Source organism: Streptomyces sp. NBC_01707 (genome assembly GCF_041438805.1).
Lineage (GTDB): Bacteria > Actinomycetota > Actinomycetes > Streptomycetales > Streptomycetaceae > Streptomyces.
In genome coordinates this window covers 5,296,541-5,311,348 of the sequence record NZ_CP109190.1, presented here as the reverse complement: position 1 = coordinate 5,311,348, position 14,808 = coordinate 5,296,541, and the positions used below count along the sequence as shown (strand labels likewise).

The window sequence follows — 14,808 nt, the reverse complement described above, 5'->3', positions numbered from 1 at the left end:
CTTGATGGAGTAGGGAAAGTTCCATTGCGCACACAATGACGGACAAGGTGAACACCCGCATCGACCTACACGTCGACCGGCAGGGCAATTGCGCCGGCAGCTACCAGAACCTTGGCGCCACCACCGAGTTCGTCATCATCGGCAACCGCGCCTGGTGGGCGAACGACGAGAAAGGGCTGAACGCCTCCATCGAGTTCGCGGGATACGTGGGGCCCGAGGCGGTAGCCGCGGCTAAGGAAGCGGCCGCGAAAGCGCGCGGGAAGTACGTGGAATCGTCGGCAGCCAAGCTGACCGAGACAGTCGTCGCCCTGTCCCTGCGCAGGATGGACCGGGCGTACGCGGACGTGCCTGCCTCGGTGCCCAGCGTCGAACACAGCAGCCCCCGCACGGAGAAAGGGGAACGGCGCGTGACGCTCACCCACACGCACGAGAACGGCGAAGTGGTCGTCCAGGTGCCGAAGGCAGGAACACCGACACCCCGCCGCATCGAGTTCGAAATCCGGGACGTCCCCGTACTGGTCGACATCGACGACTACGACGCACCGGTCAAGGTACAACGGCCCGACCCTTCCGACGTGGTGCAGGCCAAAGACGTACGCGGGCTCGATCCGTTCGCCGACTGACCCCCGTACCGCCGTAGTACGCAGCGGCTGACAACGACGGAGAGGGCCTGGCAAACTGCCGCGCCTCTCCATCTGTTCCGAGAGGGCGCGTGCTGAGCCGTCCTGGAAGCTCCAGCCCCAAAGTTCTGGAGCTCCGCTCCCAATCAGTCATCGGGATACGCCGTGACGGGATCGGCGTCGACCTGTCCTCGCGAGGCGGGCCCACGGTCAGTGGAAGCTTCGGGAGGCTGAGCGCGGTAGTCGGCCGTTGAGCGAGCCACCCTGAGAGACGATGTGACGGGCTCTCAGTCCTCACGTGCCTGAACCCGAGCCGTTCGTAGTAGGAGTGAAGGCCCTCGTTCGTCCGCCAGGTGTCTATGCGCACCCAATCGCGACCTTCCATGGCGGCCAGTCTTGATGCCCAGTCCACGAGTCGCGCCCCAAGGTGCCGTCCGGCGGCTTGGCGAGCGACTATGAGCTTGTAGAGGTGGAAGGCAGTTTCGGGATGGTCCTCATCTGTCCAGAAGTCCCGATCCACGGGGCCTCTACTCACGGTGCCCAGGACCTTGCCGGAGTCGACGACGACCCAGGCACGCTCCTCATCGATCGATGCTCGCCACTTGGCGATCGCTTTGGCCCCGGTCTCGGGATCGCTCCATTGGTCAGTGCCCTTTGATCTGAGCCATACCTCGGCTTCTGTCCGGAGAGCCATGAGGGCAGGCACGTCCTCCGCCCGCGCCGGGCGGAGGTACTCAGTCAGTGTCGACTTCATAGAGGATCTTGTGCCTGTCTCCGGGGAGGATGGTGACCATGCAGCGCAGAGGCTTTCCGTCTGCGTCGTAGCCCGTTCGCGTGTGCTCCGCTACCGGCGTCGCCGCAGGCAGCGCCAGCAGTTCGGCCTCATGCCGTGTCGCCATACGCACCGCGATCTCATCCCTGTACTTGGTCCGGATGAGCCCAACGGATGCGAGGACGCCGCCCGGTGCTGCCACGTCGCGCGGTTCCATGAGGAGCGTCCCGGCGACTAGTTCCTGGGGGAAGTCATCCACGTGGTGCTGAGGTCCGCACTACAACAGGCGATGCGAGAGGAGCTGATCTCGCGGAACGTCGCTCGGATCGTGGAGACACCGACGGTCGACAGTCAGGAAGTTCGTCCCTTGGACGCGGCAGAGGCCCGAACGTTGCTCAAGGTCGCCCAGCCCCACCGCCTCCACGCGTTGTGGCTGTTGCTCGTATCCACAGGCTTGCGACGGGGGGAAGCTCTTGCCCTGACGTGGTCGGACGTCGACCTCAACGCGGGGACACTCCGGGTTCGGCGGAACGTACAGCGCATCCGGCGGGAACTCATCTTCGGCACTCCCAAGACGAAGCGTTCCGTCCGAACGATCTCGCTGCCTCAACGCTGTGTGCGGGCTCTCTCTGCTCACCGCGAGCAGCAGGAACGAGAGCGCAAGGTCGCGGGGGTGAAGTGGAAGCCGACCCCGGGGCAGCCGGCCGAACTCGTATTCAGCACGAAGTCCGGCGGGGTCACGGACCCAAGGGGCCTGAACCGGATGCTCACGATCTTGTGCCTTGAGGCTCGGGTGCGGCGGGTGCGGGTGCACGACATACGGCACACCTGCGCCTCTCTCCTGCTCGCCCAAGGCGTCGACGCCCGGACCATCATGGAGACGCTGGGCCACAGCACGATCACGATGACGCTGGACACGTACGCGCATGTGATGGGAGCGACCCTGCGAACTGCGTCCGATCGAAATGGACGACGTGTTGGGCCTCGACGAATCCGAAGATGATCCGGAGAGTGAGAGCGCAGCCTGATCGGCGCAATCCGGGGACGTTGATGTCAAAGGCCCCACCGGTTGAACCGGTGGGGCCTTTGACCTGTGTGCACTCGGCAGGATTCGAACCTGCAACCTTCTGATCCGTAGTCAGATGCTCTATCCGTTAAGCTACGAGTGCTTGGCGTTCCGGGCTTTTCTGCCTGGTCGGCGTTGCGGGAACAACATTACATGACCTGCGCCGTCACGCGAAATCCATTAGCCACACCACCTCTGACCTGCGAAAACGCCCTGTGGCGCCGCATTCGGTCAGCTCGCCTCGCGCTGCCGCGAGCACCTTCCACGCCGTCCGGATACGACTGAAGCCCCGGCCAGTGGCTCGGGGCTTCAGCGATCAAGCGGAGGCGGAGGGATTTGAACCCTCGATGGGCTTTAAGACCCAAACCGCATTAGCAGTGCGGCGCCATAGACCGGACTAGGCGACGCCTCCAGCACACCTCGCGCGAGCGCGAGTGGTGCGTGCAGATGATGACACAGCTGAGCGCTGTCTCTCCAATCGCCGCCTACGGTACTAGGCAGTCGGCCACGAGAGCAAAGCGCCCGGGTTGCGCAACGCCGCGGCATGCGGAGCGTTAGTGAAGACGGGGGTACCGCCTCCGCCGTTCTTCCGCGTCCGACAGGAGCTCCGCATGCTGCGCCGCCTCGCCCTCACCGCTGTCGCGTCCCTCGCCGTGCTGTCGGCCGTCGCACCGGCCGCGACCGCCGCAACCGGCCCCCTGCCGCTGCTGCCCCTTCCGCTGCCGCTGCCGTCGGCGCTCCAGGGCGACGACGGCACCGAGAGGACCCAGCTGAGGGTGATGGTCTCGGACTCCGGCGACCGGGAGGCCGACGGCGTGTACGAACTGCGGTGCCTCCCGGCCGGCGGTACCCATCCGGTGGCGCAGCAGGCCTGCGACCGGCTGGCGGAGCTCGCGCAGCCCACGGACGGGAATGGCGGCACGGACCCCTTCCGTCCGGTGCCCGCGGACGCCATGTGCACCCAGCAGTTCGGCGGCTCGGCCACGGCCCGGGTCACCGGAACCTGGCAGGGGCAGCACGTCGACGCGTCCTTCAACCGGACCAACGGCTGTGAGATCGCGCGCTGGAACACGCTGCGGCCGGTGCTCCCCAACATCCGCTGACCACGGTCGCCGGGCTCGCCGCAGAAGCCGTACCGGGAGCTTCACAGAACTCGCACAGGGCAGGAGTCGTACACCGTATGCACAGAACCTTGGTGAGAGCTCCCCCTCATCCGCCGTCGGATGCCCCTCCCCTGCCTTTAGACTCCTCCAGTGACAGCCTGCGGCCCGAGGGGCAAGATGGGGCCCGCTGTCGGCAAGGTGCGGTAATCAGGGAGGAAGCGTCGTCGTGAGCAGCAGGCCATCCCGAGGCGCTGCTCGCCTCGCAGCCATACTCGATGCCCTCCCGGACGGGCTGTTGCTCGTCAATTGCAACGGCACGGTCGTCAACGCCAACACCATCGCCCTCGAAATGTTCGAGACTCCGGGCACCGCGCTCGTCGGTCGTGGACTGCTCGATCTGCTGCCGGAGTTCGATTCCAAGCTGATTCCGGGGTCGATGCGCAGGCCCGAGGCCGCGGACGAGCGGGGCCGTACCAAACCGACGCGGATGACCGCGCGGCGGACCGACGGCACCGAGTACCCGGTCGAGGTCACCAGCGCCAGCCTCGAGGACGGGCAGGCCGCGTACACCGACTTCCAGGCCGGCTACACCGGCAGCTACACGGGTGACGAGCTGCTGATGCTCGTCGTACGGGATCTGTCGGGCACCGTCGACACCGAGGCCGAGCTGGCCCGTTCGCAGCGGCAGACCGAGATGATCCTGCGGGCCGCGGCCGAGGGTGTCGTCGGTACGGACACGGACGGCCGGGTCGTTCTGGTCAACCCCGCCGCCGCGCAGATCCTCGGATTCCGCGCCAGCGACCTGGGCGGCCAGGAGCTGCACCCGCTCATCCTGCACTCGCGTGCGGAGGGCGAGCCGTTCCCGTACGAGGAGTCGCCGCTCGCCGACACGCTCAAGTCCGGGCGCAAGCACCGGGTGCGCGGGCAGGTCCTGTGGTCCAAGAGCGGCGCCCCGGTGCCGGTCGACCTGACGACCGCGCCCGTCCGCGACGGGGACCAGCTGGTCGGCGCGGTGATGACGTTCACCGACCGCAGGCCGTACGAGGAACTCACCAAGCAGCACACCGCGCAGCTCGCCGAGCTGACCGAGAGCCACACCACCGAGGTCGCCGAGCTCACCGAGCGGCACACCACCGAAGTCGCCGAGCTGACCGAGAGCCACACCACCGAGCTGGCCGACCGGACCGACCGGTACGCGGCAGAGCTGGAGGAGCAGGCCGAACGGATCACGGACCTGACCGCCCGGCACCACCAGCTGACCGCCGTGCTCGGCGAGTCGCTGCGTGGCCCGCTGGAGGAGCTGAGGGGCGAGCTCTTCAAGCTCGCCGCCGACCCGGCGGGCCAGCTGTGGCCCGAGGCCAACCAGATCCTGCACCACCTGGCTGCCGGCTATGCCCGCATGACGACACTCGTCGACAACGTGCTGGGCTTCCAGCGGCTGGACAGCGGTGCGGAGCAGCTGATCAAGGAGACGGTGCTGCTCGACGGCGTCGTGACGGCCGGCATCGACGCGGCCGTCGAGCTGATCGGCCCCGGCCGGGCCCAGTTCGCGGTGCATGCGCCGCCGATCGAGGCCGAGGTCGACGCGGGTCGACTGGTGACTGCGCTCGCGCATCTGGTCGCGGATGTCGCCGGGGTCGACTCGACCGGCAAGGCGCGTGTGGTGCCGGGCGGCGGCTATGTCGACTCGACGGTGGTCGTGGCGGCGGCGCAGCGCGGTGAGGTCGTACGGATCGAGGTACGCGGACCGTTCGCCGGGGGAGACCCGGTGCACGAGCCGATCGTGCGCGGAATCGTGCGGGCGCACGGCGGTGTGCTGCAGACACACGAGATGCCGGGAATGAGCGGCAGCGCGTACGTGCTGGAGGTGCCGCTGGGTGCGGGGTCGGGCACCGTGATGCCGCCGGAGCCGCCCGTCGTGCAGGCCCCGGCGGAGGCGACGGTCGGCGGTGTTGCCGGGGCCGGTGCCGTTCAGCAGCAGCCGGGCACACCGCCCGGCGGGCGGCGCAGGGCCCGCCGGGCGTCGACGGATGCCTTCCTGGAGAGCCCGGTGGGTGCGGCGGAAGCCGGACCGGAGGCCGGCACAGGGGCGGTGGAGCCGACCGGACGGCGCCGGGCACGGCGCGAAGCGGTGGCACCGGAGGAGCCGGCTCAGCAGGTCCAGCAGGGTCCGCAGTCGCCTCAGGGGCTCGTCCCCGCACAGCAGCAGGGCGAGGGGTCCGGCCGCAGGCGGGGGAGGCCCAGCCCGGCCGAGGCGACCGCTGCGCCCGCGCAGTCCCCGCTGCCCGCACAGTCCACCCGGTCTTCGCAGCCGGGGCAGGCGTTGGCTCTGCCCGGAGCCGCGGCGCCGTCCGAGGGCTCCGTGGTGACGGCGGCCGAGGGCGCACAGGGCGGTGGCGGACGTCCGCAGCGCGGGCAGACCGTGCCGCCGCAGGGCGTTCCGGCCGAGATGCCGGCGTCTGCGGGCGGACACCGGACTCGTCAGGGCAGTGAGAATCAGCTGGCCCTCCCGGCAGCCGCTCCCGCCGCCGGCCAGGGGCAGGGCGAGGCCGCCCCGCAGCAGGGCCAGGCCCAGCCGCAGCCGACCGGGCGGCGGGCCCGTCGGGCGCTCGGGACCGCGCAGGACCGGTCCGTTCCGGCGGAGTCGGCGGGGCCGCGGACCGCGTTCGCGCTCCCGCCCGCCGATGCCGACCGGATCCCGCCCACGGCCGGTGAGGCGGACGCCTCGCTGCCTGGACGCCATGACGCCGTGCAGGCCCCGCACGACGCGCACACCCCACCGCAGGCGCACCCCACGCCGACCGGCCGCCGCCGGGCCCGTCAGACCGGCGCACCGCAGCAGCCGGAACAGCCGGAGTCCCCGCAGCAGCCGATGCAGCCCGGGCTGCCCGCGCAGCCCGGGGGCTGGGCGGAGAACGGCACGTCGGGACAGGGGCTGTCCTCCCTCACGCCGCCCGGCGACGGTCTGGACTGGGCCGGAGCGGGTCACACCACCCACACCACCGGTACCACCCACACCACCGGTACCACCGACGCCACCGGTGTGACGGAGAGCCGCCCGCGGGACACCGCACCCGCTCCTGCACCCGTGCCCGCTCCGGCAGCCGAGCCCGTGCCGGATGCGCGGCGCCAGCCGCTGCCGGCCGAGGCCCCCATGCCCGCATCCGCGTCGGCGGACTCGACGCAGGGGCGCGCGTTCAGTGTGCGGACGCTCGGGCAGGGCGTGCCGTTCGTCCAGCACCTCGCCCATCAGCAGAACCAGACGCTCGGCGGCGCCGGCCGGCGCCGTAAGCTCGCCGCCCCGCCCGAGGCCGAGCGCACCGCACAGCCCGCCGTGCCGCATCCGGCCGCCGGGCAGCCCGGTGCCGCACCGGCCGCCGCTGCGCAGCCCGCCCCCGCTCCCACCACCAACACCTCGGGGCAACTGCTGCACGCCCCTGCGGCCGAGGGGCGTGCATACGCCATCGGGGCACCCGACGAGGGCGCCGAAGGTCCGGAGCCGCTGGACGGTCCGGGAGGAGCGGTGGAAGTCGCCAACCGTCCGTCGCCGCAGCCGGTCGACGACGAGCTGCCCCCGGAGCCGCTGGACAACCCGCGTCGGCTCCTCGTCTGGCCCGCGCCGGACGTCTCCACCCAGCAGGCGCTGGGCGACCGCGGCTACCGGCCGGTGATCGTGCACTCCCGCGAGGAGGTGGACGCCCAGATCGCGGCGTTCCCCGCCGCGCTCTTCGTGGACCCGCTGACCGGCCCCATCACGCGTACGGCCCTGCAGTCGCTGCGCCAGGCGGCGGTGGCCGCGGAGGTTCCGGTACTGGTGACGGCCGGTCTGGGGCAGGCATCGCGGGAAGCGGCGTACGGTGCCGACCCCGCCGTACTCCTCAAGGCGCTCGCTCCCCGCGACAGCGACCAGCACCCGCCGCGGGTGCTGGTGATCGAGGAGCACGAGGAGATCGCGGTGGCCCTGACGGCGACGCTGGAACGCCGCGGCATGCAGGTCGCGCGGGCCGCCACCGACGACGAGGCGGTCGCGCTGGCCACCCGGATGCGGCCGAACCTGGTGGTGATGGACCTGATGCAGGTACGTCGCCGCCGGGCCGGGATCATCGATTGGCTGCGCGCGAACGGCCAGCTCAACCGGACCCCGCTGGTCGTCTACACCTCGGCCGACATGAACCGGGCGGAACTGCCGAAACTCAGCTCGGGCGAGACCGTGCTGTTCCTGGCGGAACGCTCGACGAGCGAAGACGTGCAGTCCCGCATCGTCGACCTGCTGGCGAAGATCGGCACGAACTGACCGACGGACGGACGCATGGGACGAGGGCGGTACGGGATTTCCCGTACCGCCCTCGTCGCATGCGCCTGGCAGACCCTTTTCAGGCCGTGACGGCGCCGTCCTACCCGTCGATCAGAGTTGGGTGATCTCCAGCTCGCCGTCCGCGTACTGCTTGCGGATCACCTTCTTGTCGAACTTGCCGACGCTGGTCTTCGGCACCGACGGAATGAGCGTCCAGCGCTCCGGCAGCTGCCACTTCGCTATGCCGGACTCCGCGAGGAACCCCTTCAAGGTCACGTAGTCGGCGGTGGCGCCGTCCTTGAGGACCACGGTCGCGAGCGGACGCTCGCCCCACCTCTCGTCCGGGACGGCGACGACGGCGGCCTCGGCCACATCCGGGTGCGCCATCAGGGCATTCTCCAGCTCGACGCTCGAAATCCACTCCCCGCCGGACTTGATGACGTCCTTGGCGCGGTCGGTGAGGGTGAGGAAGCCGTCCTCGCTGATGACGCCGACATCACCGGTCTTCAGCCAGCCGTCGTCGCTGAACTTGTCCTCGGGGCGCAGTGCCTCGCCGTCCGCACCTCCGTAGTACGCACCTGAGATCCAGGGGCCGCGCACCTCCAGCTCACCTGCCGACTCGCCGTCCCAGGGCAGATGGTCGCCGCCGGGGCCGACCAGCCGTGCCTCGACGCCGGCCGGGAAGCGGCCCTGGGTGATCCGGTACGGCCACTCCTGTTCCTCCGTCAGACCGGCGGGCGGGTTGGACATGGTGCCGAGCGGCGACGTCTCCGTCATGCCCCAGGCGTGGCAGAGGCGGACCCCCAGTTTGTCGTACGCCTCCATGAGAGCGGGCGGGCAGGCGGCGCCACCGATGGTGACGCGGGCCATCGAGGTCAGATCGCGCGGGTTGGCGGTGACCTCGGCGAGCAGTCCCTGCCAGATGGTGGGAACGGCGGCGGCATGGGTCGGCTTCTCACGCTCGATCATGTCGGCGAGCGGGGCGGGCTGCAGGAAGCGGTCCGGCATGAGCATGTTGACGCCGGTCATGAACGTCGCGTGCGGCAGGCCCCAGGCGTTGACGTGGAACTGGGGGACGACCACCAGCGTGGTGTCCTTGTCTGACAGCCCCATCGACTCGGCCATGTTGACCTGCATCGAGTGCAGGTAGATGGAGCGGTGGGAGTAGACGACGCCCTTGGGGTCGCCGGTGGTGCCGGAGGTGTAGCACATGGCGGCGGCCTGGCGTTCGTCCAGCTCGGGCCAGTCGTAGCTGGTCGGGCGGCCGGCGATCAGCTCCTCGTACTCGTGCACCTGCGGCACGGCTCCGTCGAGCACCGAACGGTCTCCGGGCCCCACGACCACCACATGCTCGATGGACGTCAGGTGGGGGAGGAGCGGCGCAAGAAGCGGCAGCAGCGAGCCGTTGACGAAGACGACCTTGTCGTCCGCGTGCTTGACGACCCAGATCAACTGCTCGGCGGGAAGCCTCAGGTTGAGCGTGTGGAGCACCGCGCCCATGGAGGGGATCGCGAGGTACGCCTCGACGTGCTCCGCGTTGTTCCACATGAGGGTCGCCACGCGCTGGTCGCCGACGACACCGAGCTCGTCGCGCAGGGCATGGGCGAGCTGTGTGGCACGACGGCCCACTTCGGCGAAGCTTCGCCGCTGCGGTTCGGGCTCGCCGGTCCAGGTCGTGACCTGAGACTTCCCGTGGATCGTCATCCCGTGCGTCAGGATGCGGGTGACAGTCAGCGGTACGTCCTGCATGGTGCTCAGCACGGCGTCCTCCCGGTGGGCGCTACGCGGCAGTAAGGTTCCGCTGATTCTGCGCACATACCGCTCGGTATGTCACTACTCCCGGGAGTACGAATCGCTTTCCGTCGGATTCCGCTGGCCGGCACGCGGGCGGGGCCCGCGGTGCGAGGAACCGGGAATCAGGACCAGAACTCGTCGCTGACCTGAATGTCTTCCATGCACTCGTCGAGGTCGGTGGCCTTGTCACCGATGATCCGGAAGACGATCCCGCCCATGGCGTCGATCGTCCGCCCCTTGCGCTTCGCCAGGACCCGATGCACAGACACTGCGTGCCCCCGGCCGTCGACCAGCACATTCAGCAGCGTGGCCGTCATCGTGCCGTCGCACTCCTCGGCCAGCCGCCGGTAGTGGGCGAGCATCTCGTCCCGGCCCTTGTAGTCACCGGAGAACGGACTGTTGCCCGGGACGTGGTGGGTCGCGTCGCCCGTCAGCATCTCGGCCAGCGTCTCCATGTCACCGCGGTTGAACGCTTCGTAGCCCTTGCGGACCAGCGCGGCATGCGGATGTTCAGCCATGACCGTCGCCACCTTTCTCGGCTTCTGGTTTCCCGGTGTCCTGGGAGGAAGGCTGATACCACCCACCGTCGCACCACCCGGAACGCCTCGCGAGCCCGCGCCCGCCCGCCTGCCGGCCGGTCGGGCCGCCGCACTGCCCGCCCGCCGGTGAGGTTCGGGCTCAGCGCACCGGGATCAGCTCCGGGTCCTCGCGGAGCTTGCCGAGCGCTCGTGAGACCGCGCTCTTGACGGTGCCGATGGACACCCCGAGCACCTCCGCCGTCTGCGCCTCGCTGAGGTCCTCGTAGTAGCGCAGGACGACCATCGCCCGCTGCCGGTCCGGAAGCTTCAGCACGGCCCGCCACATCGCATCGTGCAAGGACTGCTGCTCGGCGGGATCGGGCGCCGGAGAGGCCTCCTGCTCGGGCAGCTCGTCACAGGCGAACTCGTCGACCTTGCGCTTGCGCCACTGCGAGGTCCGGGTGTTCAGCAGCGCCCGGCGAACGTAACCGTCGAGGGCCCGGTGGTCCTCGATCCGCTCCCATGCCACGTACGTCTTGGTGAGCGCGGTCTGCAGCAGATCCTCGGCATCACTCGGGTTGGCGGTGAGTGAGCGCGCGGTACGCAGCAGCACCGGCCCCCGCGCCCGCACGAACGACGAGAACGACGGGTACGGCACGTACGGAGCACGCGGACCGTACGAAGTGACCGCGGTGCGCGAGGCCTGCGTGGGGGTCGATGCGCGCTGCGGGCGTGACGCCGATGAGGCGCGTGGCGCGTGCTGCGTGTGCGACGCCGACGAGGTGTGCGGCGCGTATCCGGTGGCGGCAGCGGCTCCCCTGGAGGCGCCCGTGCAGACTGGCGTGGTCATGGGTCCACGCTAGGAGTGGGCACCACCCCGGGGGATCGGCCCCAGGTCCCGAAGCCACGTCCGCCTCAGGTTGTAGGGGTGGGGCAGGCCCCACCTCCTGAAGGAGTAGAGGCCGTCATCAGGCCTCAGGGTCGCCCACGGACGTCCCCCACCGCCCCACCGGCGCCCTCGCACCCCGTCACCCGCCGTCCGTACCCAGTATGAGTCCCGAGGTGGGGACTCCCGTGCCTGCCGTCACCAGCGTTCTGGCCGCGCCGGGTATCTGGTTCACGGACGTGCCCCGGATCTGCCGGACCGCCTCCGCAATGCCGTTCATCCCGTGCAGATAGGCCTCCCCCAACTGCCCTCCGTGTGTGTTCAGCGGCAGCGCGTCGTCCGCCACGAAATCGGCGGCCTCACCCGGTCCGCAGAATCCGAACTCCTCCAGCTGCATCAGAACGAACGGGGTGAAGTGGTCGTAGAGGATGCCCACGTCGATGTCGGCGGGAGCGAGTCCGGAGGTACGCCAGAGCTGTCTGGCGACGACGTCCATCTCCGGCAGTCCGGTCATCCCGTCACGGTAGAAACTGGTCATCTGTTCCTGCGCCCGCCCGGCACCCTGAGCGGCGGCGACGATGACTGCGGGTGGCCGGGGAAGGTCACGGGCCCGCTCGGCACCGGTGACGACGATCGCCTGTCCGCCGTCGGTCTCCTGACAGCAGTCGAGCAGCCGTAGAGGTTCGACGATCCAGCGCGATGCGGCGTGATCGGCAAGCGTGATCGGCTTCTCGTAGAAGTACGCCGCCGGGTTACGCGCGGCATGACGCCGGTCGGTGACCGCGACGTGGCCGAAGGCTTCCGGCGTCAGGTTGTACGTGTGCAGGTAGCGCTGGGCTGCCATGGCGACCCACGAGGCCGGGGTGAGCAGCCCGAAGGGAAGATTCCAGCCGAGCGCGGTCCCCTCAGCCGTCGGTTCCCGGTGCTGCACCCCGGAACCGAAGCGGCGCCCCGAACGCTCGTTGAACGCGCGGTAGCAGACCACGACATCGGCCACCCCACTCGCCACCGCGAGCGCCGCCTGCTGCACGGTGGCGCAGGCCGCCCCACCTCCGTAGTGGATACGGGAGAAGAACGACAGCTCCCCCATGCCGACCGCCTGGGCGACGGTGATCTCGGGGCTGGTGTCCATCGTGAAGGTGACCAGGCCGTCGACATCGGCGGGGGTCAGTCCGGCGTCGTCGAGGGCGGCCCACACCGCTTCGACGGCCAGCTTCAGTTCGCTGCGCCCGGAGTCCTTGGAGAACTCGGTCGCCCCGATCCCCACGATCGCGGCCCGTCCGCCGAGAGAATCCGCCCTGCGCACGCTCATGCGGATCCTCCCGGAACACTGACGGTCACCTTGCCGGTGACGTGCCTGCCGAGACCATTGGTCCCGACGACCGTCACCTCTGCCGTCCCGTCGTCGCCGAGGGCCGTGACGGTGCCGCTCAACACCAGGGTGTCCCCCGGATAGTTGGGTGCGCCCAGCCTGATGGCGACCTTGTGGAGCACCGCCGAGGGCCCGAAGTGGTCGGTGACGAACCGCCCGACCAGGCCGTTGGTCGTCAGGATGTTCATGAAGATGTCCGGGGAGCCCTTCTGCTGTGCGAGCTCGGCGTCATGGTGCACGTCCTGGTAGTCGCGGGAGGCGATGGAGCCCGCGACGATCAGGGTGCGGGTCACCGCGACCTCCAGCGGTGCCAGCTCCTCGCCGACCTTCATTGCGATCCCTCCTTCACCAGCAACTGACCCAGTTCCTCGAGCACTTCGCTGCCGCATCCCAGATAGGCGTCGAGCTGGCGACCCCAGAGGAAGTGCCGGTGCACGGGGTGGTCGAGGTCGGCGCCCGTCCCACCGTGCAGATGCTGTCCGGCATGCACGACCCTCTTGCCCGCCTCCGAGGCCCACCAGGCCGCGGTCAGCGCCTGGGCCGCGTACGGCAGCCCCCTGTCGTGACGCCACGCCGCCTCGTATGCGGTGACCCTTATCGCCTCGGTGTCCATATGGGCATCGGCGGCACGCAGCAGCACCCCCTGGTTGGTGGAGAGAGGGCGCCCGAACTGTTCCCTGGTGGCGGTGTGGGCGACCGCCCGGGCCAGCGACCCGGCGCACACCCCGGCCTGCAACCCCGCGAACGCCGTTCGGCTCGCGGCCAGCACGGCTCCGTACGCCGTCGCCGCGGTCACGCTGTTCGCCCCCGTGCCCGCCCCCGTGTTCGTCCCCGTCCGTCCTGCTGGTCCAAGCCGCTCGCCGGGCGCCCGGTCCAAGGTGAGCCGGGCCGCCGACCATGGAGCCGTCGTCTCCACGGGCGTCACCGCCACACCCGGGTCTGCGATCCGTACGATCCACAGCACCCGGTCCGCGTCCGCCACGAGCACCGAAGTGGCGTCCCGCAGCCACGGCACATAGGGCACGGTGCCGCTCAACCTCCCTTCACCGTCGGCCCGTAGACCGTCTCGTGCCGGGAACGCACCGGTGGCGACAGCGGTTCCGTCCCGCAGCGGCGGAAGCAGCCGCTCCCGCTGTTCGTCCGTACCGTGCTCGGCGACGGCAAGCAGCCCGTACGCGCAGGTCACCGCGAGCGGCACCTGCGCAGTCGTTCTCCCCTGCTCCTCCAGCAGCAGTACCAGACCCAGCAGCCCGATCTCCTCGACGGCAGCCGTCAGCCCGGCCGCGCACAGCTCCTTCCACAGCTCGGTGTCCGTCCCCGTCCCGGCGGCGGCCAGCCGCTCGTGCGTGGCCAGATCTCCGAAGATCTGCGCGGCGAGACCCTGCGCCGCGGTCTGCTCCTCCGTGGGCGTGAAGTCCATGTCAACCCTCACTCCCCCGGAAGACCGGCAACTCCAACTCCGGATCCGTGCGCAGGAATTCCAGCCTGACCGGCATCCCTGTCCGCACCTTGTCGTACGGCACACCGACCACATTGCTGACCATCCGTACGCCCTCCGCCAGCTCTATCAGCGCCACCGCGTACGGCCCGGCGTCGTCGGAGGCGCCGAAGGCGGGGAAGGGCGGGTGATGCATCACCACATAACTGAAGACGGTGCCCTCGCCGCTCGCCTCGACCGTGTCCCACTCCTGGCAACCGCACTCATTGCACCCGGGCAGCCAGGGAAAACGCAGGGTCTCGCACGCGCCGCACCGCTGGATGAGTAATTTGTGTTCGGCGACGCCCTGCCAGAACCCGGCGTTGTCCCGATTGATCACCGGCCTCGGCCGCAGACTCCGGCCGCCTCCCTTCACCCCCTGCGGCCCTCCCGGACTCGTTCCTCGCCTCACCACTGCGGGCGTGTACTTGAGGATCCGGAAGCGGTGTGTCCCGGCCGGCTCCCCGGCTGCCCGGACATCCATCCGCGTCGTGACGAAGTAGCCCGTCCCCAGCCTGGTCGTCTTTCGCTCCGACACCGACTCGATCACCGCGTCGAAGGTGATCCGGTCCCCAGGCCGCAACGGCCGCAGATACTCCTGCTCGCAGTCGGTCGCGACCACCGAGGTGTACCCGGCGCCGTCGAGGAGGGCGAACAGCTCGTCGTACGCCCCTGAACGGTCCGAGTGCCCCGACAGACCGCCCATCGTCCACGCCTGCAGCATCGTGGGCGGAGCAATCGCCCCAGGTCCCGTGTATGCCGGGTTGGTGTCTCCCACGGCCTCGCACCAGTGCCTGATCATCGGCGCGTTGACCAGGTCCTTGCCGACGCCCGCGGTGGCGGCCGCCCGCCCCTCGTACACCCTGAGCCGCTCGTACAACTCGTCCGCCCCGCCCTGCCCGCCGC

The 14,808-nt window shown here is 69.9% G+C and carries 13 protein-coding genes and 2 tRNA genes; 4 read left to right on the top strand and 11 right to left on the bottom strand.

Annotated elements, in window-relative coordinates; translation table 11 throughout:
- Positions 1 to 35: 35 nt before the first annotated feature.
- Positions 36 to 623 (top strand): hypothetical protein, encoded by a 588-nt coding sequence (locus tag OG963_RS23875; RefSeq protein WP_371799423.1) that lies wholly within the window; start codon positions 36 to 38, stop codon positions 621 to 623.
- Here the strand turns inward: OG963_RS23875 and OG963_RS23870 are convergent.
- Both OG963_RS23870 and OG963_RS23865 read right to left on the bottom strand, forming a co-directional pair.
- Complete coding sequence (locus OG963_RS23870) at positions 547 to 1,374, bottom strand: GNAT family N-acetyltransferase (RefSeq protein WP_371799422.1); 828 nt, start codon at positions 1,372 to 1,374, stop codon at positions 547 to 549. The genes OG963_RS23875 and OG963_RS23870 overlap by 77 nt on opposite strands.
- The gene (locus tag OG963_RS23865; RefSeq protein ID WP_371799421.1) at positions 1,355 to 1,651 is read right to left on the bottom strand and encodes a UTRA domain-containing protein; all 297 of its coding nucleotides are present in this window, start codon (positions 1,649 to 1,651) and stop codon (positions 1,355 to 1,357) included. Before OG963_RS23865 ends, OG963_RS23870 begins: the two co-directional genes overlap by 20 nt.
- Positions 1,652 to 1,681: 30 nt before the next feature.
- Between OG963_RS23865 and OG963_RS23860 the strand changes: the two genes are divergently transcribed.
- Positions 1,682 to 2,395: a site-specific integrase gene (locus tag OG963_RS23860; RefSeq protein WP_371799420.1), complete on the top strand. Its 714-nt coding sequence runs from the start codon at positions 1,682 to 1,684 to the stop codon at positions 2,393 to 2,395.
- 93 nt (positions 2,396 to 2,488) lie between these two features.
- On the opposite strand, the gene OG963_RS23855 is transcribed toward OG963_RS23860, so the two are convergent.
- Positions 2,489 to 2,561 (bottom strand) — tRNA-Arg (locus OG963_RS23855).
- A 218-nt stretch (positions 2,562 to 2,779) separates the two neighbouring features.
- A tRNA-Ser gene (locus OG963_RS23850) sits at positions 2,780 to 2,870 on the bottom strand.
- Between the two features lie 199 nt (positions 2,871 to 3,069).
- On the opposite strand from OG963_RS23850, the gene OG963_RS23845 reads away from it, so the two are divergent.
- Both OG963_RS23845 and OG963_RS23840 read left to right on the top strand, forming a co-directional pair.
- Positions 3,070 to 3,561: an SSI family serine proteinase inhibitor gene (locus OG963_RS23845; RefSeq protein WP_371799419.1), complete on the top strand. Its 492-nt coding sequence runs from the start codon at positions 3,070 to 3,072 to the stop codon at positions 3,559 to 3,561.
- 226 nt (positions 3,562 to 3,787) lie between these two features.
- Positions 3,788 to 7,855 carry a PAS domain-containing protein gene (locus tag OG963_RS23840; RefSeq protein WP_371799418.1) on the top strand — a complete coding sequence of 1,356 codons (4,068 nt, stop codon included), beginning with the start codon at positions 3,788 to 3,790 and terminating at the stop codon, positions 7,853 to 7,855.
- Between the two features lie 111 nt (positions 7,856 to 7,966).
- Here OG963_RS23840 and OG963_RS23835 read toward each other — a convergent pair whose 3' ends face one another.
- From OG963_RS23835 to OG963_RS23805, 7 genes are all read right to left on the bottom strand, one after another.
- Positions 7,967 to 9,616 (bottom strand): long-chain fatty acid--CoA ligase, encoded by a 1,650-nt coding sequence (locus OG963_RS23835; RefSeq protein ID WP_030929851.1) that lies wholly within the window; start codon positions 9,614 to 9,616, stop codon positions 7,967 to 7,969.
- A 155-nt stretch (positions 9,617 to 9,771) separates the two neighbouring features.
- Complete coding sequence (locus OG963_RS23830) at positions 9,772 to 10,167, bottom strand: nuclear transport factor 2 family protein (RefSeq protein ID WP_093773947.1); 396 nt, start codon at positions 10,165 to 10,167, stop codon at positions 9,772 to 9,774.
- 160 nt (positions 10,168 to 10,327) lie between these two features.
- Positions 10,328 to 11,017 (bottom strand): SigE family RNA polymerase sigma factor, encoded by a 690-nt coding sequence (locus OG963_RS23825; protein WP_093773945.1) that lies wholly within the window; start codon positions 11,015 to 11,017, stop codon positions 10,328 to 10,330.
- A 178-nt stretch (positions 11,018 to 11,195) separates the two neighbouring features.
- Positions 11,196 to 12,365 (bottom strand): lipid-transfer protein, encoded by a 1,170-nt coding sequence (locus OG963_RS23820; protein ID WP_371799417.1) that lies wholly within the window; start codon positions 12,363 to 12,365, stop codon positions 11,196 to 11,198.
- Positions 12,362 to 12,757: a MaoC family dehydratase gene (locus tag OG963_RS23815; protein WP_093773941.1), complete on the bottom strand. Its 396-nt coding sequence runs from the start codon at positions 12,755 to 12,757 to the stop codon at positions 12,362 to 12,364. The genes OG963_RS23820 and OG963_RS23815 overlap by 4 nt, the downstream gene beginning before the upstream one ends.
- Positions 12,754 to 13,845 (bottom strand): acyl-CoA dehydrogenase family protein, encoded by a 1,092-nt coding sequence (locus OG963_RS23810; protein WP_319739143.1) that lies wholly within the window; start codon positions 13,843 to 13,845, stop codon positions 12,754 to 12,756. The genes OG963_RS23815 and OG963_RS23810 overlap by 4 nt, the downstream gene beginning before the upstream one ends.
- Position 13,846: 1 nt before the next feature.
- Positions 13,847 to 14,782 carry a bifunctional MaoC family dehydratase N-terminal/OB-fold nucleic acid binding domain-containing protein gene (locus OG963_RS23805; protein ID WP_362270268.1) on the bottom strand — a complete coding sequence of 312 codons (936 nt, stop codon included), beginning with the start codon at positions 14,780 to 14,782 and terminating at the stop codon, positions 13,847 to 13,849.
- Positions 14,783 to 14,808: the final 26 nt, after the last annotated feature.